The organism is Micromonospora sp. RTP1Z1 (genome assembly GCF_033804685.1).
GTDB lineage: Bacteria > Actinomycetota > Actinomycetes > Mycobacteriales > Micromonosporaceae > Micromonospora.
This window is the reverse complement of the sequence record NZ_JAPFQV010000015.1, coordinates 70,319-93,551: the sequence shown is the minus strand read 5'-3', so window position 1 is coordinate 93,551 and position 23,233 is coordinate 70,319. Positions and strand designations below refer to the sequence as shown.

Annotated in this window: 28 protein-coding genes and 1 pseudogene; 16 read left to right on the top strand and 13 right to left on the bottom strand. The window is 73.8% G+C overall.

Annotation, left to right across the window (positions count from 1 at the left end; translation table 11 throughout):
- Nucleotides 1–66: 66 nt before the first annotated feature.
- Nucleotides 67–930, top strand: a complete 864-nt coding sequence (locus tag SLP03_RS10830) for a hypothetical protein (RefSeq protein WP_413644497.1) — start codon at nucleotides 67–69, stop codon at nucleotides 928–930.
- Between the two features lie 54 nt (nucleotides 931–984).
- On the opposite strand, the gene SLP03_RS10825 is transcribed toward SLP03_RS10830, so the two are convergent.
- From SLP03_RS10825 to SLP03_RS10815, 3 genes are all read right to left on the bottom strand, one after another.
- Entirely contained in the window at nucleotides 985–3,039 is a 2,055-nt protein-coding gene (locus tag SLP03_RS10825) for a glycogen debranching N-terminal domain-containing protein (RefSeq protein WP_319460414.1), read from the bottom strand.
- Nucleotides 3,036–3,416 carry an SCP2 sterol-binding domain-containing protein gene (locus SLP03_RS10820; RefSeq protein WP_319460413.1) on the bottom strand — a complete coding sequence of 127 codons (381 nt, stop codon included), beginning with the start codon at nucleotides 3,414–3,416 and terminating at the stop codon, nucleotides 3,036–3,038. Before SLP03_RS10820 ends, SLP03_RS10825 begins: the two co-directional genes overlap by 4 nt.
- 84 nt (nucleotides 3,417–3,500) lie before the next feature.
- Complete coding sequence (locus SLP03_RS10815; RefSeq protein ID WP_319460412.1) at nucleotides 3,501–3,863, bottom strand: DsrE family protein; 363 nt, start codon at nucleotides 3,861–3,863, stop codon at nucleotides 3,501–3,503.
- A gap of 23 nt (nucleotides 3,864–3,886) precedes the next feature.
- Between SLP03_RS10815 and mtfM the strand changes: the two genes are divergently transcribed.
- Entirely contained in the window at nucleotides 3,887–3,991 is a 105-nt protein-coding gene (mtfM, locus tag SLP03_RS10810; protein WP_266320062.1) for a small membrane protein MtfM, read from the top strand.
- Nucleotides 3,988–4,590 (top strand): FABP family protein, encoded by a 603-nt coding sequence (locus SLP03_RS10805; protein ID WP_319460411.1) that lies wholly within the window; start codon nucleotides 3,988–3,990, stop codon nucleotides 4,588–4,590. Before mtfM ends, SLP03_RS10805 begins: the two co-directional genes overlap by 4 nt.
- Nucleotides 4,591–4,674: 84 nt before the next feature.
- Here SLP03_RS10805 and SLP03_RS10800 read toward each other — a convergent pair whose 3' ends face one another.
- Complete coding sequence (locus SLP03_RS10800) at nucleotides 4,675–5,517, bottom strand: aminotransferase class IV (protein ID WP_319460410.1); 843 nt, start codon at nucleotides 5,515–5,517, stop codon at nucleotides 4,675–4,677.
- A gap of 69 nt (nucleotides 5,518–5,586) precedes the next feature.
- Between SLP03_RS10800 and SLP03_RS10795 the strand changes: the two genes are divergently transcribed.
- The 4 genes from SLP03_RS10795 (at nucleotide 5,587) to SLP03_RS10780 (ending at nucleotide 9,076) form a co-directional block, all read left to right on the top strand.
- The gene (locus tag SLP03_RS10795) at nucleotides 5,587–6,015 is read left to right on the top strand and encodes a Fur family transcriptional regulator (protein ID WP_109799722.1); all 429 of its coding nucleotides are present in this window, start codon (nucleotides 5,587–5,589) and stop codon (nucleotides 6,013–6,015) included.
- Complete coding sequence (locus SLP03_RS10790; protein WP_319460409.1) at nucleotides 6,012–7,124, top strand: folate-binding protein; 1,113 nt, start codon at nucleotides 6,012–6,014, stop codon at nucleotides 7,122–7,124. The genes SLP03_RS10795 and SLP03_RS10790 overlap by 4 nt, the downstream gene beginning before the upstream one ends.
- Nucleotides 7,125–7,194: 70 nt before the next feature.
- Nucleotides 7,195–8,022, top strand: coding sequence for a 3-keto-5-aminohexanoate cleavage protein (locus SLP03_RS10785; RefSeq protein ID WP_319460408.1), 828 nt, complete (start codon nucleotides 7,195–7,197; stop codon nucleotides 8,020–8,022).
- Between the two features lie 94 nt (nucleotides 8,023–8,116).
- Nucleotides 8,117–9,076: an asparaginase gene (locus SLP03_RS10780; protein WP_319460407.1), complete on the top strand. Its 960-nt coding sequence runs from the start codon at nucleotides 8,117–8,119 to the stop codon at nucleotides 9,074–9,076.
- A 53-nt stretch (nucleotides 9,077–9,129) separates the two neighbouring features.
- On the opposite strand, the gene SLP03_RS10775 is transcribed toward SLP03_RS10780, so the two are convergent.
- On the bottom strand, nucleotides 9,130–9,927 hold the full coding sequence (locus SLP03_RS10775) for an alpha/beta hydrolase (RefSeq protein ID WP_319460406.1): 798 nt from the start codon (nucleotides 9,925–9,927) through the stop codon (nucleotides 9,130–9,132).
- A 111-nt stretch (nucleotides 9,928–10,038) separates the two neighbouring features.
- On the opposite strand from SLP03_RS10775, the gene SLP03_RS10770 reads away from it, so the two are divergent.
- The 5 genes from SLP03_RS10770 to SLP03_RS10750 all read left to right on the top strand — a co-directional run bounded on the left by SLP03_RS10770 (nucleotide 10,039) and on the right by SLP03_RS10750 (nucleotide 13,341).
- Entirely contained in the window at nucleotides 10,039–10,644 is a 606-nt protein-coding gene (locus tag SLP03_RS10770) for a helix-turn-helix transcriptional regulator (protein ID WP_319460405.1), read from the top strand.
- Complete coding sequence (locus SLP03_RS10765) at nucleotides 10,641–11,312, top strand: hypothetical protein (protein WP_319460404.1); 672 nt, start codon at nucleotides 10,641–10,643, stop codon at nucleotides 11,310–11,312. The genes SLP03_RS10770 and SLP03_RS10765 overlap by 4 nt, the downstream gene beginning before the upstream one ends.
- 72 nt (nucleotides 11,313–11,384) lie before the next feature.
- Nucleotides 11,385–11,708, top strand: a complete 324-nt coding sequence (locus SLP03_RS10760) for a DUF2516 family protein (protein ID WP_319460403.1) — start codon at nucleotides 11,385–11,387, stop codon at nucleotides 11,706–11,708.
- A complete protein-coding gene (locus SLP03_RS10755) occupies nucleotides 11,705–12,592 on the top strand; it encodes an alpha/beta hydrolase (RefSeq protein WP_319460402.1) in 888 nt (295 codons plus the stop codon). The genes SLP03_RS10760 and SLP03_RS10755 overlap by 4 nt, the downstream gene beginning before the upstream one ends.
- An 11-nt stretch (nucleotides 12,593–12,603) precedes the next feature.
- A complete protein-coding gene (locus SLP03_RS10750) occupies nucleotides 12,604–13,341 on the top strand; it encodes an alanyl-tRNA editing protein (protein ID WP_319460401.1) in 738 nt (245 codons plus the stop codon).
- Between the two features lie 58 nt (nucleotides 13,342–13,399).
- On the opposite strand, the gene SLP03_RS10745 is transcribed toward SLP03_RS10750, so the two are convergent.
- Together SLP03_RS10745 and SLP03_RS10740 are read right to left on the bottom strand one after the other, a co-directional pair.
- Nucleotides 13,400–14,302 (bottom strand): GNAT family N-acetyltransferase, encoded by a 903-nt coding sequence (locus tag SLP03_RS10745; RefSeq protein ID WP_319460400.1) that lies wholly within the window; start codon nucleotides 14,300–14,302, stop codon nucleotides 13,400–13,402.
- Between the two features lie 205 nt (nucleotides 14,303–14,507).
- Complete coding sequence (locus SLP03_RS10740; RefSeq protein WP_319460421.1) at nucleotides 14,508–15,194, bottom strand: DNA polymerase beta superfamily protein; 687 nt, start codon at nucleotides 15,192–15,194, stop codon at nucleotides 14,508–14,510.
- A 77-nt stretch (nucleotides 15,195–15,271) separates the two neighbouring features.
- On the opposite strand from SLP03_RS10740, the gene SLP03_RS10735 reads away from it, so the two are divergent.
- Entirely contained in the window at nucleotides 15,272–16,186 is a 915-nt protein-coding gene (locus SLP03_RS10735) for an SDR family oxidoreductase (RefSeq protein ID WP_319460399.1), read from the top strand.
- Here SLP03_RS10735 and SLP03_RS10730 read toward each other — a convergent pair.
- On the bottom strand, nucleotides 16,177–17,178 hold the full coding sequence (locus tag SLP03_RS10730; RefSeq protein ID WP_319460398.1) for a helix-turn-helix transcriptional regulator: 1,002 nt from the start codon (nucleotides 17,176–17,178) through the stop codon (nucleotides 16,177–16,179). The genes SLP03_RS10735 and SLP03_RS10730 overlap by 10 nt on opposite strands.
- Before the next feature lie 64 nt (nucleotides 17,179–17,242).
- On the opposite strand from SLP03_RS10730, the gene SLP03_RS10725 reads away from it, so the two are divergent.
- On the top strand, nucleotides 17,243–18,034 hold the full coding sequence (locus tag SLP03_RS10725; protein ID WP_319460397.1) for an EI24 domain-containing protein: 792 nt from the start codon (nucleotides 17,243–17,245) through the stop codon (nucleotides 18,032–18,034).
- Between the two features lies 1 nt (nucleotide 18,035).
- Nucleotides 18,036–18,551 (top strand): O-acetyl-ADP-ribose deacetylase, encoded by a 516-nt coding sequence (locus tag SLP03_RS10720; RefSeq protein ID WP_319460396.1) that lies wholly within the window; start codon nucleotides 18,036–18,038, stop codon nucleotides 18,549–18,551.
- Nucleotide 18,552: 1 nt separating this feature from the next.
- Here the strand turns inward: SLP03_RS10720 and SLP03_RS10715 are convergent, their stop codons facing one another.
- The 4 genes and pseudogenes from SLP03_RS10715 to SLP03_RS10700 form a co-directional block, all read right to left on the bottom strand.
- Entirely contained in the window at nucleotides 18,553–19,008 is a 456-nt protein-coding gene (locus tag SLP03_RS10715) for a RidA family protein (protein WP_319460420.1), read from the bottom strand.
- Nucleotides 19,009–19,100: 92 nt separating this feature from the next.
- Complete coding sequence (locus SLP03_RS10710) at nucleotides 19,101–20,108, bottom strand: LacI family DNA-binding transcriptional regulator (RefSeq protein ID WP_319460395.1); 1,008 nt, start codon at nucleotides 20,106–20,108, stop codon at nucleotides 19,101–19,103.
- A 19-nt stretch (nucleotides 20,109–20,127) separates the two neighbouring features.
- Nucleotides 20,128–20,451, bottom strand: a pseudogene (locus tag SLP03_RS10705) (family 1 glycosylhydrolase); the annotation flags it as partial.
- A 24-nt stretch (nucleotides 20,452–20,475) separates the two neighbouring features.
- A complete protein-coding gene (locus tag SLP03_RS10700; RefSeq protein WP_319460394.1) occupies nucleotides 20,476–21,231 on the bottom strand; it encodes a maleylpyruvate isomerase family mycothiol-dependent enzyme in 756 nt (251 codons plus the stop codon).
- A 70-nt stretch (nucleotides 21,232–21,301) separates the two neighbouring features.
- Between SLP03_RS10700 and SLP03_RS10695 the strand changes: the two genes are divergently transcribed.
- Nucleotides 21,302–22,393, top strand: coding sequence for a UDP-N-acetylmuramate dehydrogenase (locus SLP03_RS10695; RefSeq protein ID WP_319460393.1), 1,092 nt, complete (start codon nucleotides 21,302–21,304; stop codon nucleotides 22,391–22,393).
- Between the two features lie 19 nt (nucleotides 22,394–22,412).
- Here SLP03_RS10695 and SLP03_RS10690 read toward each other — a convergent pair whose 3' ends face one another.
- Complete coding sequence (locus SLP03_RS10690) at nucleotides 22,413–23,210, bottom strand: class I SAM-dependent methyltransferase (protein ID WP_319460392.1); 798 nt, start codon at nucleotides 23,208–23,210, stop codon at nucleotides 22,413–22,415.
- Between the last annotated feature and the right edge of the window lie 23 nt (nucleotides 23,211–23,233).

Below are 23,233 nucleotides of genomic sequence, written 5' to 3'. Positions count from 1 at the left end.
CGCCATGGTGTCACGCGGCGGCGACGCGCCGCCAGGTACGTCGCCGCCGCGTGACCCCATGGCGCGGTGTGTGGTGCTGTCCAGGCGGGTCATGCCCCGCCGACCGGTCCGGACCAGCCGGCGCCCGGCCGACCTTGGCAGCACTGGCTGGTGGTCGCCACGGTCGCGTGGGCGGTGCTGCTCGCCGGGCTGACCTGGTGGTCGGTGCGGCACGACCCGCCGACCGTCCGCGAGCAGCGCCCCCTGGACCAGGCCGGGCCGGTGGTCGACCGGGCGGTGGGCGAACTGGTGGCCGCGGTCGGCGACGGCGGGGTGCTGGCGCTCGTGCCGGACCGGATCGCGCGGGGCTGCCGGATCACCCCGATGGAGGACGGCGCCGCGCTGGAACGCGCGGTCGAGGTGCTCATCTCCGGTGACGACGTGCGCGGGCTGCTCCAACGGGTGGCCGACGGGCTGCCGGCAAACTGGCGGGCCGGGGTCCGGGTGACCGGCGACGGGCCGGTGCTGCGCGCCGACGCCGGCGAGTTCGTCGCCGTGGAGGGTCATTCCACCGGGTCGGGCCGGGTCCGGCTCACCGCCGGCACCGGCTGCCGGCCGGTCGGCGCCGGCTACCGGGCACCCACCGCCGGGAGCGGCCCGGAGGCGGCGGCACTGGCCGAGGCGCGCCGGGCGCTGGGCCTGCCGGTGGCGCCGACGCCCGGGCTCACGGCTGCCCCCTGCCCCGGCGGCGACGGTCGGACCGCGCGCACCCTGCGTACCACCGACGCCGTCCCGCCCGTGGCGCTCGGCGCCGCGCTCGCCCGGCTCGCCGCCCCGGCCGTGGTGGACACCCCGGAGGTGTACGCCTATCGGAGCGCCGGGGCCGACGTCGTCGTCCAGCGTGCGGGCGACGGGATCCGGATCACCGCCTTCGGTGGCTGCGCGACCTGACGACGCCCGGCGGCGGGACGGGGCGTACCCCGACCCGTCCGGTGCCGTCGCCCGTCAGTGACCCCGGCTGTTGTCGTGCGGGGAACGGCTGCGGCCGAGGGCGTCCACCCGGCCCCAGCGACCGGGGATGTCGAGCAGCTCCACCCGTCCCATCCCCTCGGGGACGGCCGGGTCGATGATCAGGTGCTCACCCTGGGGTTCGAGGCCGAGCATCACCCGGAGCAGCAGCAGCGGAGTGCCGGCGGACCAGGCCTGCGGACTGCACGCGGTCGGGTACTGCACCGGATAGTCGGTGAGGTCCCGCTCGTACCCGGCGAACGCCTCCGGCAGCCGGCCGTCGAAGAACCGGGACGCGCCCAGCATCGCGTTGCAGATCCGGCTGGCCTCCTCCCGGAAGCCATACTTCCACAGCCCCCAGGCGATGATCGAGTTGTCGAACGGCCAGACCGTGCCGACGTGGTAGCCGATCGGGTTGTACCGTCCCTGGTCGTCGGCGAGGGTACGCACCCCCCAGCCCGAGAAGAGGCGCGGTCCGAGCAGATGGCGGGTGACCGCCTCCGCCCGTGGCTCGTCGACGATGCCGCTCCACAGCAGGTGCCCGATGTTGGAGGAGAGGGCGTCGACGTGCCGGCCCTCGGGGTCCAGGGCCTGCGCGTAGTACTCCCGCTCCGGGATCCAGAAGTCCCGGTTGAACCGCTCCTTGAGCGCCGCCGCCTCGCGTTCCAGCCGGTCGGCGTACCCGGGGTCGTTCCAGAACTGCCGGGCCAGTCGGGCGCCGCGCAGCTTGGCGTCGTACGCGTACCCCTGGAGTTCGCAGGTGGCCCGGGGGAACTCCGGCAGCCGGCCGTCGCGGTAGGAGATCGAGTCCGGGGAGTCCTTCCAGCACTGGTTCGGCAACCCGGTCTCCGGGTTACGGGTCATGTACCAGATGTAGCCGGTGCCGAGCAGATCGCCGTACGTGTCGATCCAGTTCAGCGCCGCCCGGGTCGGGGCCTCCAGCTGCCGGACCAGGTTGGCGTCCCCGGTCCACCGCTCGTACTCGTCGAGCAGGATCACGAAGAGCGGGGTGGAGTCGGCCGAGCCGTAGTAGGGGGTGTGCGGCTGCTCCTCGAAGCCGGCCGTCTCCCCGTACCGGAGCTCGTGCAGGACCTTGCCCGGCTCCTCGTCCCGGAAGTCGTCCAGCCGGCTGCCCTGCAGGCCGGCCAGCATCAGAATGGTGGGCGGGACCAGTTCCGGCAGGAAGGGCAGCACCTGCAGCGAGGTGAAGATGCTGTCCCGCCCGAAGAGGGTCATGAACCACGGCAGGCCGGCGGCGAGCAGCCGTACGCCGAGCGCGATCGACTCGTACCGGAGCGCGGCGAGGTCGTTCAGGCTGCGCCGGTACGCCCCGGCCAGCGGCTGGCAGTCGCAGCCGAGCTTCGGCGCCCGGGCGATCAGATCGTTCTGCTCGGCATGGATCGCCGCGGCGGTGCGGTGCCCGCCCAGCGGCAGGGTGGCCCGGATGTCCTCGCCCCGGGCGCCGTAGATGACCGTCGCGATCTGCAGCTGGGTGGTCCACTCGCCGTGCGGGCCGATCCGGGTCCGGAAGGTCATGCCGGACTCGTCGATCTCGCCGGGCGCGGTCGTCCTGATCACCGCCTCCCGGTGGAACCGCTCCCGGTGGTACGCGAGCCGCAGTTCGTTCGCCGCCACCGACGGGGTGGTCCGACCCTTCTTCTGCCGCTTGTGCTTGATCTCGAACAGGTCGGCGAAGTCGGAGCCGATGTCGAGCCGCAGGGTGAACTCGACCTCCTGACCCGAGTGGTTCAGCACGGTCAGTTCCTCGTCGAAGCTGCCGCCGATCGAGCGGCTGCGGATCATCGAGACCTTGGTGTCCAGGTAGTGCGTCGGCTCGCCGGGGACCAGGAAGAACCGGGTCTGGTACGACTGCGCGTCGTCGATGGAGAGGGCGTGCAGCCGTTGCCCGTCCAGGGTCAGCAGCCAGGTGGAGATGAAGCGGGTGTCGAAGGAGAAGAGGCCGGTGGGGAAGTCGAAGGAGGGCTCGATGTCCCCCTGCCCGTCGCAGACCAGGAAGGTGTTGCCGTCGAGGATGCTGACCCGTTCCTTCATGCTGACCGTCCGACCTGCTCGCGGGCGATCATCCTGGGGTCCCGGGTGCCCGGCGGATCGGGGAAGAAGGCCCGGAAGGCGAGGAAGAGCACCACGTTGCCGCTGAACGTGGCCTCGTTGCGGAACGTAGCGGCGATGGCCTGGGCGCGGCCGGTGACCAGCCGTTCGAAGAGGTCTGCGCTGCTGCTCCAGACCGCGTCGGCCGGGCCGCGGCCTTGGGTGACCCGGGCCGAGCCGGGCTTCAGCTCGACCAGCCAGTGGTCGGTGCGGTTGCCGGTGGCCAGGTCGACCTGGAGGATTCCGCTGATCGAACCGCGCAGCACCATCCGGGCGCGCGCGGGCAGTGACGCGAAGAACTGTTCGGTCGCCTCACCCACACCCGAATCGTAGGCAGCAGTCGGACATGTCGGGCCAGTATCGGTCAGCCACCCGGAACGGACATCCGCCGGGTCGGCGCGGCGTCAGTAGACCAGCGCCTGCGCGCCCTCGGCCATCGCTTCCTCGACGAAGACCGCCGCCCCGGCGATCCGTACGCCGGGTATGACGTCACCGGGCCCGATGTCCCGGCGGGCGGCGCACTGGGTGCAGGCGGTGACCTTCCCGGTGGTCAGGATCACGTGCAGCAGCTCGGCCAGAGGCGCCGAGTGCGGCAGGTCGAAGTCCTGCGCCCGCCCGGGCAGCGCGAACCAGGTCGATTCGCCGGTCAGCCAGAGCGACACGTCCACACCGGCGGCTGCCGCCGTGGCGGCGACCGTGAATGCCTGGGCGCACCGCTCCGGGGCGTCCCCGCCGGCGGTGGCCTTGACGACAAGAGTGCGGGCCATGCCGCCAGCATAGGATGGCCGGGATGGTTACCGAGATCGGGTTCGTCAGCCTGCTGGTCGCCGGCCTGGGCGCGCTCGCCGGTGGCCTGGTCTACCTTGCCGTACGCATCTCGAGAGGTAATTGGTGAGCGCGAACCCGTCGGATGAGAACCCGCTGCAGCCGCCGTGGCTGAACGCGCCGCCGGTCGACCCGTACCCGTACGAGGAGAGCCACGACCTGCGCGTCGGCCCCAAGCTGCACCCGAGCCTGGACGGTCTGCTGCCGTATATCGGCGTGTGGCGCGGCCGTGGTCGGGGCGGTTACCCCACCATCGAGGACTTCGACTTCGCGCAGGAGATCCGGATCAGCCACGACGGCCGGCCGTTCCTGTGCTACGAGTCCCGGGCGTGGATCCTCGACGAGCAGAGCCGCCCGGTGCGCCCGGCCGGTCGTGAGGTCGGCTGGTGGCGGCCGGTGCTGGACGGCGATCGGGTGACCGACGAGCTGGAGGCTCTGATGACCGTGCCGACCGGTGTGATGGAGCTGCACATCGGCAAGCGCAAGGGCACCCAGATCGAGTTCGCGACCGACGCGGTGGTCCGCACGGCGACGGCCAAGGATGTCACCGCCGGCGCCCGCCTCTTCGGCATTGTCGACGGTGCGCTGCTCTATGCCCAGGAGATGGCCGCCCTGGGCCACCCCCTCAGCCCGCACCTCTCCGCCCGCCTCCTCCGCGTAGCCGGCTGACCCCCACCCCCACTCAAGTCGATCAAGAAGTTTGCGTCCGGAACCGGGTCCCCGGAAGGCGCAGACTTCTTGATCGACGCGCCCTCAGGGGAAGGCGAGGAGGGTGTGGAGGGTCGCGGTGTGGGGGGAGCGGGGGAGGGGGACGTGGTCGAGGGTTCGGATCTCGGCGAGGCCGCGGACGGACGAGGTGAGCCAGACGCCGTCGGCCTCCCGCAGCTGCGGTGCGGTGGTCATCCGCTCCTCGCCGGTGAGGCCCAGCTCGCCGGCGTGGTCGAGCAGCCAGCGGGCGGTCACGCCGGGCAGGATGCCGGTCGCCGCCGCCGGGACCGTGCACAGCGTCCCGCCGGCCAGCCACACCACGTTCGCGCTCGGCCCCTCCAGCACGTACCCCTCGGTGGAGAGCCAGAGCACGTCGTCCACCCCGGCCCGGGCCGCCCAGCGGCGGGCCGCGGTGCTCACGCCGTACGACGTGGATTTGATCCCGGCCGGCAGCCACCCCAGGCCGGGTCGGGCCTCGGCCGGCACCCCGAGGGGGAGGGTGGCCACGGTCACCCCGTCCCGGCGGGCCCGCTTCGCCGCCGCCGGCACCTCGCCGAGGGTGGCCCAGACGGTCGGCGGCCCGCCACCCTCCGGGCCCCGGGTGCAGACCAGTCGCAGCGCCCCCTCCGCCTCGGGCGGCCAGCCCGCGCGAACCCCGTCGAGCAGCTCGACCAGAGCGCCGTCGGGTGGCAGCGGCAGCTCGACGGCCGCCGCGCCGGCCCGGAGCCGGGCCAGGTGGGCTTCGAGGAGCCAGGGCCGCCCGTCGCGCAGGTGCATCGTCTCGAAGAGCCCGTCGCCGTGCAGCGCGCCCCGGTCGTCGCCGCGCAGCACCGGCTCCCCGGCCGGTACGACGCCCCGCCCGAGCACGGCCACCCGCGATGTCACCACGAGCGCCGAGCCTAGTGGCGTACGACATCGGCGGCCGGTCCGGCGCGGCGGCCGAACTATGATCGGACGGTGTCCGAATCCTCCCTCGCGGAACTGCTCCGCTCCCGCGGGCTGCGGCTGACGGCGCAGCGGCAGCTGGTCCTGCAGGCGGTGCTGGAGCTGGGCCACGCCACGCCGGAGCAGGTGCACACGGCGGTCCGGGAGGTCGCCGCCGGGGTCAACATCACCACCATCTACCGCACACTTGAGCTGCTGGAACGGCTCGGTCTGGTGACCCACACCCACCTCTCGCACGGCTCGCCGACGTACCATGCGGCCGGCGAGCACCAGCACGTCCACCTGGTCTGCCGGGAGTGCGGCGCGATCGACGAGATCGATCCGGAGCTGCTGCGCCCGCTCGCCGACCAGTTGGCCGCGCAGCGGGGATTCCAGGTCGACATCGGGCACGTGGCGCTCTTCGGCGTCTGCGGCCACTGCGAGGACGGGGAACAGAAATGATCGACATCGCGGGAACGGTGGCCGCCGAGGCGATCGACGAGGAGACCCGGGATCAGCCCGAGCCCGCCCACCGGGCGGCCGGCGTGCGGGGCGTCGCCGCCCACTACGGCGACCCGATGCGCGAGCAGCGCACCCTGGCCACCGCCGTCGGCCTGGTCGACCGGTCGCACCGGGGCGTCATCGCGGTGCCCGGCGCGGAGCGGACCAGCTGGCTGCACACCCTGACCAGCCAGCACCTCGCCACGCTGAGCGCCGGCCAGGGCACCGAGCTGCTGGTGCTCTCCCCGCACGGCCACGTCGAGCAGCACGCCATGGTCGCCGAGGACGGCGAGACCACCTGGCTGGACACCGAGCCGGGCGCCACCGAGGGCCTCCTGTCATACCTTGAGCGGATGCGGTTCTTCAGCAAGGTCGATCCGCGCGACGCCACCGCCGACCACGCGCTGCTCTCGCTGGTCGGGCCGGCGGCCGTCGGCGCGCTCGACACCCTCGGCGTCGCCGGGCTCGCCGAGCCCGACCTGGTCGCGGTGCCGGGCCCGAAGTTCCGCTCCGGCGAGCTGCCACCGCGGCCGACCGTCGTGTACGACGTCAAGCCCCTGCCGATCGGCGGCTGGGCCCGGCGGGTGGCGCTCGGCGTGGACCTGCTGGTGCCCCGGGACGCGATGACCCAGGTGGTGGACGAGCTGCGCGGCGCCGGGGTGCCGGTGGCGGGGCTGTGGGCGTACGAGGCGGTGCGGGTGGCCGCCCGGCGGGCCCGGGTCGGGGTGGACACCGACCACCGGACCATCCCGGCCGAGGTCGGGCTGATCGGTCCGGCCGTCCACCTGGAGAAGGGCTGCTACCGGGGGCAGGAGACGGTGGCCCGGGTGCACAACATGGGGAAGCCGCCGCGTCGCCTCGTCCTGCTGCACCTGGACGGGGTGACCACCGACCAGCCGCCGACCGCCGGCACACCGGTGACCCTGGACGGCCGGGCGGTCGGCTTCGTCGGCACCGCCGTGCACCACTACGAGCTGGGCCAGGTCGCCCTCGCGGTGGTCAAGCGCAACGTGCCCGACGACGCCAGCCTCATGATCGGTGAGACCGCCGCCGCGATCGACCCGGCCTGAGCCGGGGCCGTCCCGCCCGCCCGGCTCGGCGCGTCGACCGGGGCTGGGCTGGGCGTCTAGGATCGCCGGCATGACGACAGGGACGTTGATCACGGTTGCCCCCACCGGCGCGGAGTCGGCCAAGGCGGAGGTGCCGGCGCTGCCGGTGACCCTCGACGAGCTGCTGTTGACCGCCAAGGAATGCGAGGCGCTCGGCGCCGCCGTGATCCACGTCCACATCCGGGACGACGAGGCGAAGCCCACCCTGGACCAGGGGCGGCTCCGGGCGACGGTGGCCGCGCTGCGGGAAAGCACCGACCTGATCGTGCAGCTCTCCTCCGGCGGTGCGGTGACCGACCCGGAGGCGGCCCGGCTCGCCGTGCTGGACGCCGGGCCCGACATGGCCTCCTGCACCATGGGCACGCTCAACTTCGGTGACGACGTCTTCCTCAACCGCTGGGAGTTCATCGTCGACCTGCACACCCGGATGCAGGAGAAGGGCATCGTCCCCGAGTACGAGATCTTCGAGCTCGGCCACCTGACCGCCCTCCAGCGCCTGCTCGGCAAGTACGGCCTGCCGCACGGTGGGCACGTGCACGTCGACTTCGTGATGGGCGTGCCGGGCGGGATGCCGGGCACCACCGCGACGCTGGTCGCCGCCCAGCAGATGCTCCGTGACCTCCCGGAGGGGACCACCTTCTCGGCGGCCGGCATCGGGCGCAGCACCATCCCGGTGATGCTCGCCTCGCTGTCGGCCGGCGGGCACCTGCGGGTCGGCATGGAGGACACCGTCACGTACGCCAAGGGCCGGCCGGTGGAGTCCAACATGCAACTGGTCGCCCGGGCGGTCGGCTTCGCCCAGCTCGCCCAGCGGCCGCCGCTGACCACCGCCGAGGCCCGGCAGCTGCTCGGACTGTAAGCCCGCCCCGGCCCGGCACCCCTGTACGCCCGCGGGTGACGTCGCTGGTCACCCCGGTGCCGGGCCCGCCGGGCCCGTCGGTACCGTCCACCTCGTGGTGAAGACGTACGAGGGCGGCGCGCCGCTCGCCGAGGTGGTCCGCTCCGGTTTCGTGGAGGGGCTGCACCGCGGCTCAGTGGTGGTGCTGGACGCGACCGGTGAGGCGGTGGCCGGCGTCGGCGACCCGGTCTCCCCGGTCTTTCCGCGCTCGTCCAGCAAGCCGATGCAGGCGATCGGGATGCTCCGCGCCGGCCTGCCGCTGACCGACCCGGCCGACGTGGCGTTGGTCTCGGCCAGTCACGCCGGCGAGGAGTTCCACCTGGAACGGGTCGCCGCCCTGCTCCGTCGCGCCGGGCTCGACGAGTCGGCGCTGCACTGCCCGCCCGACCTGCCGGTGGGCGACACGGCCCGGGAGGCCGTGCTGCGGGCCGGCGGCGGGCCGACACGGATTCAGATGAACTGCTCCGGCAAGCACACCGGGATGCTGCTGACCTGCCTCGCGGCCGGCTGGCCGCTGGACGGGTACTGGCGGCCCGAGCACCCGCTGCAGCGGCGGCTGACCGCCACGATCGAGGAGTTCACCGGCGAGGAGGCGGCGGCTGTCGGGGTCGACGGCTGCGGCGCGCCGGTGCTCGCCGTCTCGCTGACCGGGCTGGCCCGGGCGTACCTGCGGCTGGTCGCGGCGGAGCCGGGCACGGTCGAGCGGACGGTGGCCGACGCGATGCGGGCGTACCCGGAACTGGTGGGCGGCACCCAGGCCGACGACACCCGGTTGATGCGCGGCGTACCCGGCATCCTGACCAAGGTCGGCGCCGAGGGCGTCATCGCGGCGGCCGTTCCCGGGGTCGGCGCGGTCGCCCTCAAGATCGACGACGGCGCCGCCCGCGCCCGGATGCCCGTGCTGGTCTCCGCGCTGCGCCGGCTCGGCGTCGACGCTCCGGTGTTGACCGAGTACGCCGAGGTGCCGTTGCTCGGTGGCGGCCTCCCGGTCGGCGAGGTCCGCGCCGTCTGGTGAGCCGTGGCGCCGGCGGACGGCCGTCCCGATCGCGCGGAACCGGCCGGGGTGGGTCAGGGCAGGAAGCCGAGCAGGGCGGCGTTGACCGGTTCGGGGCGTTCCAGCGGCAGCAGGTGCGCGGCGTCCGGGACGTCCGGCAGGCGTACCGCGCCGGGCGCCTCCGCCGCGATGCGGTCGGCCAGCCGGCTGATGTCCGGTACGTCCGCCGCGCCGGCCCCGACCAGCACCGGCATTCGCAGCTCACCCAGCCGGTCGATCGCCGGCGGGTCGAGCTCGTCGACCTCGACGGCGCTCAACGCCAGCTCGGCGGCGAGCGCCCGCTGGTCCATCTCCTCGGCGAACCGGATCAGCTCCGGGTCCACGTCCTCCGGCCTGCGGGCCGGGCCGACCACCCAGAACCGCACCTCGCCGGCGGCGGACGCGGCGAAGTCCTCCGGGTCCACCTCGCCGACCAGGGTCTCCCAGAGCTGCTCGGTCTCCTCCGACCACTCGTTGCCGGAGACCGCGGCGCCGAACAGGGCCAGCGCGGAGACCCGCTCCGGGTGGGCAAGGGCGGTGTCCACCGCGATCTTGCCGCCGAACGAGCAGCCGACCAGGGCGGCCCGGTCGATGCCGAGCGCGTCGAGCAGGGCGACCACGTCCTCGTGGTGGGCGAAGGGGGCCGGCGGCAGCTCGGAGTCGCCGTAGCCGCGTAGGTCGGGCGCGATGACCCGGTGCCGGGCGGCGAGCGCGGGGACCTGCGCCCGCCACATCCGCCGGTCGGCGATGCCGGCGTGCAGCAGCAGCACCGGCGTCCCGGTGCCGGTCTCGTCGTACGCCAGCAGTGCGCCGTTCACTTCGGTCTTGATCACGCCAGGACGGTACGTACGGGACACCGGGCGCGCAACAGTCGATCTGAGACCTTGCTAACTCTGGTTAGCGCTTTGCTTGCAGTAGCTAGCACCACGGGTTAGCGTCGAACCATGGCCACCAGCAAGGACCTTCCCGACGTCGGCGGGTTCATTCGCGATCTGCGCCGCAACGCGAAGTTCTCGCTGCGGCAGCTCGCCGAGCAGGCCGGCGTCAGCAACCCTTACCTCAGCCAGATCGAGCGCGGCCTGCGCAAGCCCAGCGCCGAGGTGCTGCAGCAACTGGCCAGCGCCCTGCGCGTCTCCACCCCGGCGATGTACCTGCGGGCCGGGCTGCTCGACGAGAAGGAGGGTCAGGGGGTGCTCGCGGCGATCGCCGTCGACCCCGAGCTGACCATGGCCCAGAAGCAGTCGCTCACCCAGATCTACGAGACGTTCCGCCGGGAGAACGCGCGGCTCGCCGAGGCGACCGCCGCCGCGAACGCCAGCGCCGAGCCGGCGGTGCCGTCCGGCACCGGGCCCGCCGAGCCACCGGAGGCTCCGGCCACCGCCACGCCGGCCGCCACCGGCCCCACGACGCCGGGCGGCACCCCGACCGAGGCGGTACTCGAGTCGGTCGCCGTCACCGAGGCGGGCCCCGCCCCCGCCCCGACCACCACCGCCCCCCAGAAGAAGACCGCACCGAAGGCCGCCGGTGCGGCCGAGGAGGAGAAGTCATGACCCAGCCGAAGACCAACCGCATCCCCGCGCCGCTCTACGCCGCCGCCGGCGCCGGCGAGCTGGCACTGCAGCAGCTGCGCAAGCTCCCCACCGTGGTCACCGACCTCGGCAACAAGGTCGTCGCCGAACTCGGCGGCAAGGCCGTCGTAACCGGCTTCGAGCTGCGCCAGAAGGCCACCGAGACGCTGAAGACCGCGAACCTGACCGCGACCGGGCTGCGCGAGAAGGCCGTCCCGGCCGACCTCGACCTGGACAAGCTCCGCGAGGCCGCCACCCGGAACGTCGCCGCCGTAATGGCCGGCGCCCAGGAGCGGGCCCTGTCCGGCGCGCAGGCCGCGCAGGTGCGGGCCCTCGCCGCGTACGCCGAGCTGGTCGCCCGCGGTGAGCGGGTCGTCGGCGCCGGCGTGCTGGAGGCCGCCGACACGGTGAACGCGGACATCGAGGCGACGGAGGCCGACGTGACCACGCCGGCCGTCGGGACCCCCGCCGCCGCCCCGGTCGACGTCCCGTCCCCGGCCGACGTGGCCGAGGTCATCGAGGCAAAGCCGGCCGCCGCGAAGACCCCGCGGACCCGCGCCACCAAGGCCACCGCCACCAAGGCTGCGACCGCCACCCCGTCGGCGAAGCTGCCGAAGGCCACCAAGCGGACCCGCCCGGCCGCCGAGTAGCCGATCCTGGACCGACGGCCCCGGAGGCGTCCTGCGGGACGTTTCCGGGGCCGTCGGCATAAGCTTGCCGACATGGCCTATGCCGCGCCGATCTTCGTGTATGACGTCCGCCTTGTGATCGAGCTGATCCTGCTCGTCTTCGCCCTGGTCATCGAGGGCGTGGCCCTGGTGCACGCCATCACCCAGCGCTCCGACGCGTTCCCTGCCATCGGCACGCTGCCCAAGGGCGGCTGGATCGCCATCCTGGCGGTGTGTCTGCTGCTGACCCTGCCGTTCTTCGGTTTCGGTGGTGTGCTCAGCATCTTCGGTCTGGTCGGGATCGCGGCGGCCCTCATCTACCTGCTGGACGTCCGGGTCGGCCTGCGCGACCTGCACGACGGCAAGGGCTTCTGGTGAGGGGTTTCCGCTGGCCCCCGCCGCCGGACGGTGGCCCGCGCACCTGGGGCCCCGGCCCCGGCGGGCCGCGCACCGGCCGACCCGCGCTGCCGGAACCGGAGACCGAGCTGGTCACCACCCCGCACGGCGTACGGCTGGAGCGGCTGGTCACCGGCACCGGTGACCCGGTGACGGTGTTCGCCCACGGGCTGGGCAACGGCATCGCCACCACCCGTCCGTTCGGCAGCGCGGTCGCCGGCCGCAAGGTCTTCTTCCAGTTCCGCGGGCACGGCCGCTCCGACTCGCCGCCCGGCCCGTGGACCTACCTGGACCTGGCCCGCGACCTGCGGGCCGTCGCCGACCTCGGGGGCGCCTCCCGGGCCTTCGGCGCCAGCCTGGGCGCCGGCGCGCTCTGCCGGCTGCTGGTGGAGAGCCCGGAACGCTTCGAGAAGCTGGTCTTCTTCCTGCCCGCCGTGCTCGACAAGCCGCGTGGCGAGGTGGCCCAGGCCCGGCTGACCGACCTGCTCGACGCGGTGGAGAACGGCGACGCCTCCGCCCTCGCCGACGTGGTGTCGACGGAACTGCCGCCGTCCGTGCGGAACACCCCGGCCGGGTGGGCGTACCTGCGGCAGCGGCTGGACCAGCTGCTCCGGGACGGGCTCGCCCCCGGGCTGGCCAGCCTGCCGGAGCAGGCGCCGCTGCGGGACGCGGGCGTGCTCGCCCAGGTCACCGCGCCGGCGCTGGTGATCGGCTGCGTCGGCGACGACCTGCATCCGGTGGCGGTCGCCGAGGAGCTGGCCGCCGCGCTGCCGCAGGCCACCCTGCACGTGTACGACCGCCCAGGGGTGTTCTGGTCGGAACGCGCCGACCTGCGGGAGCGGATCTCGGGGTTCCTCAACGGGTAACGTCGCCGGTCATGGGCGTCACACATCACGGCCGCACCCACCGACTCGACCTCGCCGACCCCACGCTGCGCGAGTGGGCGTGCACGGTGCTGGCGGCCGACCCCGAGCAGGGCATCGTGCTGGACCGGTCGGCCTTCTACCCTGGCGGCGGCGGGCAGCCGCCGGACCTCGGTGTACTGCTCTGGCAGGGCGCGCAGACCCGGATCGTCGGCACCCGCAAGGGCGACGACCTCTGGCTGATCCCGGCCGAGGGGGATCCGCTGCCGCCGCCGGGGACCGCGGTGACCGGTGCCGTGGAGGACGACCGCCGGACCATGCTGATGCGTACCCACTCGGGGCTGCACGTGCTCTGCGGGGTGGTGTTCCGCGACTTCGGCGCGCTGGTCACCGGCGGCAACATGGAACCCGGTGAGGCCCGGATGGACTTCAACCTCCCCGAGGTGCCGCCGGACTTCAAGAGCCGGATCGAGGAGCTGGTCAACGCCGAGGTGGCCGCCGACCGGTCGGTCGCCGTCCGGGTGCTGCCCCGGGCCGAGGCGCTGGCCCTGCCGGACATCATCCGTACCCAGTCGAACCTGATCCCGCCGGACGAGCAGGAGGTCCGGATCGTCGACATCGTCGGCCTGGACGTCCAGGCCGACGGCGGCACCCACGTCGCGTCGACCGCCCAGATCGGCAAGGTCCAGGTGGTCAAGGTGGAGAGCAAGGGCCGCGCCAACCGCCGGGTCCGGGTCCGCCTCGCGGACTGAGCGGGCTGGGCCGGGCGGTGTCCCCGGCACCGGTGGTCCGGTGCCGGGGACCGGTGCGTCACACCAGGTCGACGCGTTCCCGCTCGACCGGGTAGCCCGCCCGGGCGAAGACGGCGGCCATCGGGTGGTTGGTCTGGTCCGTGGCGGCCACGATCTCCGTCGCGCCGCCCTCGACCAGCAGGTGCGTGCCTTCGACCAGCAGGTCGTACGCGTAGCCGTGGCCGCGCTGCTCGGGGACCACGCCGACGAAGGCGACGATCGGATCGCGGTGGTTGCGGGCCGGCGCGATGATGCCGACCAGCGTGCCGCTCGCGGTCCGGGCCAGTCGCCACCAGTCACGGGGACTCGGCAGCCAGCGCAACAGGTCCAGTTCCTTCTGGGCCGACGCCTCCGGCCCGGAGGTGGCGATGGTGTGGCGGGTGTGGGCGTCCAGGCTGCCCTCGCCGACGCGGCGGAGGACGTCGAGGATGACGGCGTCGTCCGGTTCGGGGCGGAACTGCAGGCGGCCCGGTCGGGCCGGCAGCCCGCAGTCGGCCGTCCAGCGGTACCGGTACCGCTCGACCAGCACCGACATGCCGGCCTTCGTCGCAGCGTCGATCCGGGCCTCGCCCTGCGCCCGGACGGCCGGGTCGTCGCGCCAGCCGGGTGGCAGTGAGATGGAGTACTCCGCCGTGAACGGCGCGGTCCGCAGCAGCTCGACCGCCGCGCCGGCGTCGGTGAAGTCGAACCAGTCGAGCGCCAGCGGCGCGGTGTCGCCGGGGCCGCCCCACCAGGCGGCGCGGGCCACGACGGTGTCGTCGCGAAGGGCGACCCAGGTCCATTCGGGGCGGTACTGACCGGCGGCGGCCATGTCGAGGTAGCTCTCGCCGAAGGCGGCGCGGCCGACGAGAGCGGGGTCGGGCAGGGAGTCGAAGAGGTGTTCCTCGCCCGCGGTGATCGGGCGGATGACCAGGTCGGTCATGGGGTCCTTCCGGGTGGTGACGTGCTCCCGGTTCAGGACCTCGGCGTCCTCGCCGTCGGGTGGGAGCACATGACTGTCGTGGTGGACATCGCGCTCACCTCCCTTTCGCTGATCGAGGACGCGGCCGCAGCCTAACGGCAGGGTCGGTGCCGGGCCAAGTGGGTTTTCGGCCGTGAGCCGGAGGGCCGGGTGCTCCTCTCGGTGGCTACGGCCGGGCCAGCTCCGGCGGCAGGTGGGCGGCCCGGACGTCGAGGAGCCACCGCTCGACGGTCTCCTCGTCGGGCCGCTTCGGCAGCGGGGTGCGGATCCGGTCGAAGTCCCGCTCGGCCGCGGCGACCAGGGCCTCCGCCTCGTCCAGCGCCCCGCCGGCGACCCGTTCGCCGAACGCCCGGAACCAGTCCGGATCGGCCAGCCGGATCTCCAGCACGCCGGTCGCGTAGAGCACCCGCCCCTGGTGCAGCAGCCGGGCCAGGTGCCGGGCGTGCTTCGCCGAGCGCCGCCGGCCGCCCACCGACGAGTCCCGGGTGGTGAGCCTGCGGAACTGCTGGGTGGCGTACCCGAGGTAGGCGTCCCGGACCCGGGGTGCGCTGAGAAACGCCGACCGGACGGCGATCAGCCGGTCGCCGAACTCCGTCCGGGTCTCGTAGCAGTCGTCCGGCAGCCACATCAGCTCGGTGGCCGTCGGGTTGCCGCTCAGCGCGAGGCGGCAGTATTTGGTCGCCTCGTGCAGGGTGACGTCCGGTTCGGTGGTGACCACCGACTCCCGGGGCGGGTGCAGGCCGTGGAAGGCCACCGTCGGCGCGGCGAAGATGCCGAGCCGGTCCACGTCCGAGCCCGGGCCGGCCAGCCCGTAGGCGACCGAGCCGACGATCCCGGAGAGCAGCAGGTGCATGCCGGCCATCATGGCGGATCCGGATCACCCGGGAAACCGGACTTCGGCTGTCAGGTATTGGTGACACCGTCGACCGCATGACGACACCGCTGACAGGAAAGATCGCGCTCGTCGCCGGGGCGACCCGGGGCGCCGGCCGGCAGATCGCGGTCCAGCTCGGCGCGGCCGGGGCCACCGTCTACGTCACCGGCCGCACCACCCGCGAGCGCCGGTCCGAGATGGACCGACCGGAGACCATCGAGGAGACCGCCGAGCTGGTCACCGCCGCCGGCGGCACCGGCGTCGCGGTGGCCGTCGACCACCTCGACCCCGACCAGGTACGCCGGCTGGTCGAGCGGATCGACGCCGAGCAGGGCCGCCTCGACCTGCTGGTCAACGACATCTGGGGCGCCGACCCGCTGATCACCTGGGAGAAACCGGTCTGGGAGCAGCCCCTCGACGCGGGCTTCCGCACCCTGCGGCTGGCCGTGGACACCCACATCATCACCAGCCACTTCGCCCTGCCGCTGCTGATCCGCAACCCGGGCGGCCTGGTCGTCGAGATCGGCGACGGCACCAAGGAGTACAACGACGCTACGTACCGGCTCTCGGTCTTCTACGACCTGGCCAAGGTGTCGGTCAACCGGCTCGCCTTCACCCAGGCGCACGAGCTGGCGCCGCACGCCTGCACGGCGGTGGCGCTGACCCCCGGCTGGCTGCGTTCCGAGGCGATGCTGGAGCACTTCGGGGTCACCGAGTCCAACTGGCGCGACGGCGCGGCCAAGGACCCGCATTTCGTCATGTCGGAGACGCCGGCCTTCGTCGGTCGGGCGGTGGCCGCCCTCGCCGCCGACCCGGACCGGGCCCGCTGGAACGGCCAGTCCGTGGACAGCGGCGGGCTGGCCCAGGTGTACGGCTTCACCGACCTCGACGGCACGAGGCCGCACTGGTCGCGCTATCACGACGAGGTGGTGGCCGCCGGGAAGCCGGCCGGCGACACCGGCTACCGCTGACCGGCGTCCGGCCCGTCCGACACGTCGGCGTAGAGCGCCGCCGACCGGCGGGCCGCCTCGGCGAAGCGTGCCCGTAGCTCGGGCGGGTCGAGCACCTCCACCTCCGGACCGAGCCGGAGCAGCACGTCGTACGCCACCGGCACGGACTCGACGGGCAGTCGGGTGACCACCCAGCCCTGCCCGTCGGGTTCGCCCGCGCCGGCCACCGCCTCGTCGTACGCGAAGGGGGCCTCCGCGACGTGCCGCAACGCCCGCAGGCCGGCGGGGCTGAGCCGGACGGCGACCTCGGCCCGCAGCATGCCCCGCAGGAACGCCTCGGCCTGCTCCCGCCAGTACGCCCCCAGGTCGAAGCCGACGTCCCGGGCGAAGGTCTCCTCGCCCACCTCGACGTCGACCACCCGGTCCACCCGGTACGTCCGGTGCCCGTCGCCGACCCGGCCCACCAGGTACCAGACGCCGCTCTTCAACACCAGCCCGTACGGCTGCACCGTGCGGCTGACCTCCCGGTCGCCGCGCCGGTAGCGCAGCTCGACCACCCGGTCCCGCCACACCGCCCGGGCCAGCTCGGCCAGCCACGGCGGCGGCTCCGCCTCCCGGAACCAGCCCGGCACGTCGAGGTGGAACCGCTGGCCGGTCCGGGCGGGCGCGTCCCGCAGGCTCGGCGGCAGGGCGGCCTGCACCTTCAGCTCGGCGGCGGCCAGCGCGTCGGCGAGACCCATCTCCCCGGCCGGTCCGGGCAGCCCGGAGAGGAAGAGCGCCTCCGCCTCGTCCCGGGTCAGCCCGGTCAGCCGGGTCCGGTAGCCGCCGAGCAGCCGGTAGCCGCCGGCCCGACCCCGGTCGGCGTAGACCGGCACCCCGGCGGCGGAGAGCGCCAGCACGTCCCGGTAGACCGTCCGCTCTGAGACCTCCAGTTCCCGGGCCAGCTCGGTCGCGGTCATCGCCTCCCGCGACTGGAGCAGCAGGACCAGCGAGATCAGCCGGGACGCGCGCATCCGTCCATCCTGCCCGCGTCGCGTACCCGGGCGCGGATGCGGGGGACCGTTAGGCTCTGCGGTCGTGAACGCACCCCGCCTCGCCGCCCCGGTCACCGGCGCCGTCGGCCGGTTCTTTTCCGGTGCCGGACTGCTGCTGCGCGGCCTCGGCCTCTACGTCCGCAGCCCCGGGCTGATGCTGCTCGGCGTCATCCCGGCGCTGATCTCCGGCGCGCTCTTCATCGCCGCCTTCGCCACCCTGGTCTACTTCGTGGACGACCTCGCGGCGCTGGTCACCCCGTTCGCGGACGACTGGTCGGCGACCCCACGTGGCCTGATCCGGGTGATCTCCGGGCTGGCCTTCCTCGGGCTGGGCGGACTGCTGGCGGTGGTCACCTTCACCGCGGTCACCCTGGTCATCGGCGACCCGTTCTACGAGAAGATCTCCGAGCGGGTCGAGGAGCGGTGCGGCGGCACCCCCGGCGGGGTCGACGTGCCGTTCTGGGCGTCGCTGCGCCGAAGCGTCGTCGACTCGCTGCGGCTGGTGGCGATCTCGGCGCTGGTCGGCGTACCGCTCTTCGCGGCCGGTTTCATCCCGGTGGTGGGGCAGACCGTCGTCCCGGTGATCGGGGCGGCGGTGGGCGGCTGGTTCCTCGCCCTGGAGCTGGTCGGCGCGCCCTTCTACCGGCGCGGAATGCGGTTGCCGGACCGCCGCTCCCGGTTGAAGGCGGACCGGCCCACCGCGCTCGGCTTCGGCGTGGCGGTCTTCGTCTGCTTCCTGATTCCGCTCGGCGCGGTGCTGGTCATGCCGGCCGCCGTGGCCGGGGCAACCCTGCTCGCCCGCCGGTCGCTCGGCCAGCCCATCGAGGAGCACTGACATGGAGATCACCCTGGTGGAGGGGGACATCACCGCCCAGCGGGTCGACGCGATCGTCAACGCGGCCAACTCCTCGCTGCTCGGCGGCGGGGGAGTGGACGGGGCGATCCACCGCAAGGGCGGGCCGGCGATCCTCGCGGAGTGCCGGGCGCTGCGCGCCTCCCGGTACGGCCGTGGCCTGCCGACCGGCCAGGCGGTCGCCACCACCGCCGGCAACCTGTCGGCCCGCTGGGTGGTGCACACCGTCGGGCCGGTCTTCTCGGCCGGCGAGGACCGGTCGGCGCTGCTGCGGGACTGTTACGCCAACAGCCTGGCGGTCGCCGACGAGTGCGGCGCGGCGACGGTGGCCTTCCCGCTGATCTCGGCCGGCATCTACGGCTGGCCGGTGGACGACGCGGTACGCCAGGCGCTCACCGTGCTCCGCGCGGCGACCCCGGCGCACGTCACCGAGGCGCGCCTGGTGCTCTTCGACCCGGACACGTACGCCGCCGCCGAGCGGGTCGCCACCGCAAACTGACTCAGCGCAGCTCGCCCGGCGCGTCCTCGGGGCGGGCGGGACGGATCACCACTCGCTCATCTCCGCCCGTAGGGGCGGCGACCGCCTCGACCTCGACGAGCTGGTCGGGGTAGCCGAGCACGGTCACCCCGAGCAGCGTGCTTGGCGGGTCGTGGTCGCCGAAGGCGTCCCGGACCACCTGCCACACGGCCACCAGGTCGGCCCGGTCGGTCGTGGCGACGTACACGGTGGTCTTGACGACGTCGGAGAGCGTTGCCCCGGCGGCGGCCAGCGCGGTCTCCAAGTTGGCCATCACCTGCCGTGTCTGGGCGGCCGGATCACCCGGAGCGACGGTGCGGCCCGCGGCGTCCAGCGGGCAGGCCCCGGCGGTGAGGACCAGCCGGGCCGGCGGGGTGACCCCGGCCGCGTAGGCGTACTCGGCGACGTCGGAGAGTCCGGGGGCGCGGATGAGGGTCACGGCGGCGGTCACCGGGCGACCGTAGCTCCGGCCGCACCACATCGCGACGGGATATCGGCGGGGCCCCGTGCACCGGGGCCCGGTCCGCTCGCTCAGGCGGAGTCGCGGGCGATGAGCTCGGTCGGCAGGATGACGACCTGCTCGACGTCCTCACCGGCCGCGATCCGCAGCAACTGCCGGGTCATCGCCCGACCCAGTTCCATTATCGGCTGCCGGATGGTGGTCAGCGGCGGCTCGGTGTACGCCGCGGTCTCGATGTCGTCGAAGCCGATTACCGCCACGTCGTCCGGCACCCGCCGCCCGGCTTCCCGCAGGGTACGCATCGCGGCGTGCGCCATCAGGTCGGAGGCGGCGAAGACCGCGTCCAGATCCGGGTGCTCGGCGAGCAGCTGACGCATGGCGGCCGCGCCGGACTCCCGGGTGAAGTCGCCGAACCCGACCAGCTCCGGCAGCGCGGCTTCGGCCATCGTCTCCCGGTATCCGATGAGCCGCTCGATGCCGGCGACCATGTCCTGCGGCCCGGCGATGGTGGCGATCCGCCGCCGGCCGCTCTCGATCAGGTACCGCACCGCCCGGGTCACCCCGCCGACGTGATCCACGTCGACGTACGGCAGCTGCGCGCCGTCCAGGGGGCGACCGCTGCACACCACCGGGATGCCGAGCCGGGCCAGCCTGCCCGGCAGCGGGTCCTCGCCGTGCAGCGAGGCGAAGAGCACCCCGTCCACGTGCCGGCCGGTGGTGTAGCGCTCGACCCGCTGGTGCCCGGCCGGCGAACCGGCGAGCATCAGCACGAGCTGCTTGTCGGCCGCCTCCAGCTCCTGGCTGACGCCGCGGATGATGCCCGGGAAGACCTGGTCGTCGGAGAAGACCCGGGTGGCCTCCTCGGGCATGACCAGGGCGACCGAGTCGGTCCGCTGGGTGACCAGGCTGCGGGCGGCCAGGTTCGGCACGTACCCGAGCTCCTCGACCGCCTGGCGGACCGCCTCCCGGATCGACTCGGCGACGGTGGTGGAGCCGTTGACCACCCGCGAGACCGTGGCCCGGGACACACCGGCCCGTCGGGCCACCGCCTCCAGGGTCGGTCGTTGTGCCGTCGTCATCCCCGCTACCACCACCTCGTCACAGCCCGTTCCGGGAGATCACCTCCTGGTACCACCGGGCACTTTCCTTCGGTGTGCGCCGCTGGGTCAGGTAGTCGACGTGCACGATCCCGAACCGCTTCCGGTAGCCCTCGGCCCATTCGAAGTTGTCCAGCAACGACCATACGAGATAACCGCGCACGTCCACGCCTCGGGCGATCGCCCGGTGCGCGGCGCGCAGGTGTCCGTCGAGGTACGCCACCCGGTCGGTGTCGGCCACCCAGCCGGTCCCGTCCGGGTTCTCCGCGCCGGTCTTGTCCGGGAATGCCCCACCGTTCTCGGTGATCATCAACGGCAGCCCCGGGCGGCCGGTGCCGGGGCCGTCGGCTCACCCGACCCGCAGGCCGTCGAGCAGGCCGCGGTCGCCGGCCACCCCGAGGGTGTCGAAGCTGATCCGGCCCCAGAGGGCGAGGAGCAGATCGCTGGCGCTCGCGGTGACCTGCGCCCGGGCGTGGTGGTCGTCGTGGCCGAAGACGGTGGCGGTGTCCAGCAGCGCCACCCCCTCGCCGCGCAGCCGCAGGTACCAGTCCTGGGCGGCGTCGGTGGCGCTCAGCTGCACCACCCCGTGCCACTGGCCGGGCGTCCGCCGCCGGCCCGCCGGCAGCCAGGTGTCCAGCACCTCGCTCACCCCGTCGGCGGCGAGCTTCGCCTCGATCGGCCCGCCCGCGGCGATGGCGAGCTGCGCGTCCCAGCGGTGCACCGCCGTCTCGTGCGCCATCCGGCGCGGCCAGAATCCGGCCCGCTTCGGCTGCGGCGCCCAGTTCCAGGCCGGCGCCTCCGGGTCCAGGCTCTCGAAGAGGGTCATCAGCTGGTCGTAGCCGTGCTGCCAGAACTGGAGCGGGGTGACCCCGGCGGGCAGCTCACCGGTCGGCCGGGCGGGCTGGCTGGTCGAGCCGGAGGCGACGAAGGAGTGCACCCAGTGGTAGATGCCGGCGAGGTGGAGGGTCAGGTCGGAAACCGTCCAGCCAGGACAGGAGAGCACCGGTGTCTCCGGCGGCGCCTCGGCGACGGCGGTGGCGAAGGCGGGGCCGTCGGTCCGCAGCGCGCCGATCCAGAAGTCCTTGGTGCCGTGCAGTCTGCTCATCGCAATCCTCCCGGGGGTGACCGGGCCACCAGTGGGTGCCGCGGCTACCCCTCAGCCTAGGGTGAAGGGCGTGTCAGACGTCTACGCCGATCCGACGACCGGAGCCGACCCGACCGACCCGGCCACCCTGGCGAGATACACCACGCTCCGCCTCGGTGGCACCGCCAGCCGGTTGGAGATCGCCACCAGCGCCGATGAAATCGTACATAAGGTGCAAGAGGCGGAACAACGGGACGAGCCGATCCTCATCCTCGCCGGTGGCAGCAATGTGGTGATCGGCGACGAGGGCTTCCCCGGCACCGTGGTCCTGGTCCGCTCCCGGGGCCTCCGGGTGGTCGCGGAGGACGCCGACACGGTCACCGTACGCGTCGAGTCCGGCGAGCCCTGGGACGACCTCGTCGCCGCCACCGTCGCCAACGGCTGGTCGGGGCTGGAGTGCCTCTCCGGCATCCCCGGCTCGGCCGGCGCGACCCCGATCCAGAACGTCGGCGCGTACGGCCAGGAGGTCGCGGAAACCATCACCGGCGTCCAGGTGTACGACCGCACCGACGGCAGCGTCGGCCGCATCGACGCCGCGAACTGCGGGTTCGCGTACCGGGGGAGCATCTTCAAGTACAGCGACCGCTGGGTGGTGCTCTCGGTCGACTTCCGGCTGACCCGCTCGCCGCTCTCCGGCCCGGTGCGCTACGCCGAGCTGGCCCGGGCGCTCGGCGTCGAGGTGGCCGACCGGGTGCCGCTGGCCGACGCCCGGGCGACCGTGCTGCGGCTGCGCGCCGGCAAGGGCATGGTGCTCGACCCCGCCGACCCGGACACCTGGTCGGTCGGCTCGTTCTTCACCAACCCGGTGCTGGAGCGGGAGGCGTACGAGCTGCTCCGGGAGCGGGCCGCCTACCTCGGTGAGCCGCCCTCCTGGCCGGGCGCCGGCGACGTGGTCAAGGTCAGCGCCGCCTGGCTGATCGACAAGGCCGGCTTCGCCAAGGGCCACCCCGGCCCGGAGGGCGTCGCCATCTCCCGCAAGCACACCCTCGCCCTCACCAACCGCAGCGGCGCAGCCAGCACCGCCGCCCTGGTGGCCCTGGCACGCGAGATCCGCGACGCCGTCCACGACCGATTCGGCGTCGCCCTCCACCCCGAACCCGTCCTCATCAACTGCACGATCTGACCCTCCCGGGCCCCCGGGGTTAGTTCGGGGTTACGGCGGGCCAGGGGAGGGTTAGTTCGCCCTGGCGCCAGCGGCGGGGGCGGTCGAGGACGGGCCAGCCGGACGCGCGGACCGCCAGGACTGTCTCGACCCAGCGGTGGCGGGGGCCGAAGGGGGCGTAGCCGGCGGCGGCCTGCCAGGCGTCGTCGAGGGCGCGGATCAGGTCGTGGATCCGCTCGCCGGGGACGTTGCGGTGGATCAGCGCCTTGGGCAGGCGTTCGGCGAGCTGGGCGGGGCTCTCCAAGGTCGCCAGGCGAGCCGCCAGGGTCAGGGTGCGGGGGCCGGCCGCGTCGAGCAGCACCCAGCTGCCGAGTCGGCCCAGCTCGTCGCAGGTCCCCTCGACCAGCAGCCCGCCCGGCGCTAGCCGGTCGGTGACCGTACGCCAGGCGGCGGCGACCTCAGCCTCGTCGTACTGGCGCAGCACGTTGAACGCACGGACCAGGGCGGGGCGGAGCCCGGCCAGCTCGAACCCGCCCCGGGCGAAGGTCAACCCGGGCGGGTCGGCGGCCGGCTGGGCGGCGGCGACGCGTACCGGATCGATCTCCAACCCGACCACCCGGACGTCGGCGCGGACCCCGGCCATGAGCCGGGCCCGCAGCTCGACGGCCGTGACCGGGGTGGTGCCGTAACCGAGGTCGACCACCAGCGGGTCGGCCGCCGCGCGCAGGGCCTCGCCGCAGGTCTCGACGATCCAGTTGTCCACCCGCCGGAGCCGGTTCGGATTCGTCGTGCCCCGGGTGATCGCGCCCAGCGGCCGGCGCCGCGTCACGTCAGCCACGCCGGATCACTGCCCCCTCCGTT

Bases quoted from the DNA above. Each gene is read 5' to 3' on its own strand.
- SLP03_RS10825 (WP_319460414.1), bottom strand. From the start codon at position 3,039: ATGAAGGAACGGGTCAGCATCCTCGACGGCAACACCTTCCTGGTCTGC.
- SLP03_RS10815 (WP_319460412.1), bottom strand. From the start codon at position 3,863: ATGGCCCGCACTCTTGTCGTCAAGGCCACCGCCGGCGGGGACGCCCCG.
- mtfM (WP_266320062.1), top strand. From the start codon at position 3,887: ATGGTTACCGAGATCGGGTTCGTCAGCCTGCTGGTCGCCGGCCTGGGC.
- SLP03_RS10790 (WP_319460409.1), top strand. From the start codon at position 6,012: ATGATCGACATCGCGGGAACGGTGGCCGCCGAGGCGATCGACGAGGAG.
- SLP03_RS10785 (WP_319460408.1), top strand. From the start codon at position 7,195: ATGACGACAGGGACGTTGATCACGGTTGCCCCCACCGGCGCGGAGTCG.
- SLP03_RS10770 (WP_319460405.1), top strand. From the start codon at position 10,039: ATGGCCACCAGCAAGGACCTTCCCGACGTCGGCGGGTTCATTCGCGAT.
- SLP03_RS10765 (WP_319460404.1), top strand. From the start codon at position 10,641: ATGACCCAGCCGAAGACCAACCGCATCCCCGCGCCGCTCTACGCCGCC.
- SLP03_RS10760 (WP_319460403.1), top strand. From the start codon at position 11,385: ATGGCCTATGCCGCGCCGATCTTCGTGTATGACGTCCGCCTTGTGATC.
- SLP03_RS10750 (WP_319460401.1), top strand. From the start codon at position 12,604: ATGGGCGTCACACATCACGGCCGCACCCACCGACTCGACCTCGCCGAC.
- SLP03_RS10745 (WP_319460400.1), bottom strand. From the start codon at position 14,302: ATGACCGACCTGGTCATCCGCCCGATCACCGCGGGCGAGGAACACCTC.
- SLP03_RS10740 (WP_319460421.1), bottom strand. From the start codon at position 15,194: ATGCACCTGCTGCTCTCCGGGATCGTCGGCTCGGTCGCCTACGGGCTG.
- SLP03_RS10735 (WP_319460399.1), top strand. From the start codon at position 15,272: ATGACGACACCGCTGACAGGAAAGATCGCGCTCGTCGCCGGGGCGACC.
- SLP03_RS10730 (WP_319460398.1), bottom strand. From the start codon at position 17,178: ATGCGCGCGTCCCGGCTGATCTCGCTGGTCCTGCTGCTCCAGTCGCGG.
- SLP03_RS10720 (WP_319460396.1), top strand. From the start codon at position 18,036: ATGGAGATCACCCTGGTGGAGGGGGACATCACCGCCCAGCGGGTCGAC.
- SLP03_RS10710 (WP_319460395.1), bottom strand. From the start codon at position 20,108: ATGACGACGGCACAACGACCGACCCTGGAGGCGGTGGCCCGACGGGCC.
- SLP03_RS10700 (WP_319460394.1), bottom strand. From the start codon at position 21,231: ATGAGCAGACTGCACGGCACCAAGGACTTCTGGATCGGCGCGCTGCGG.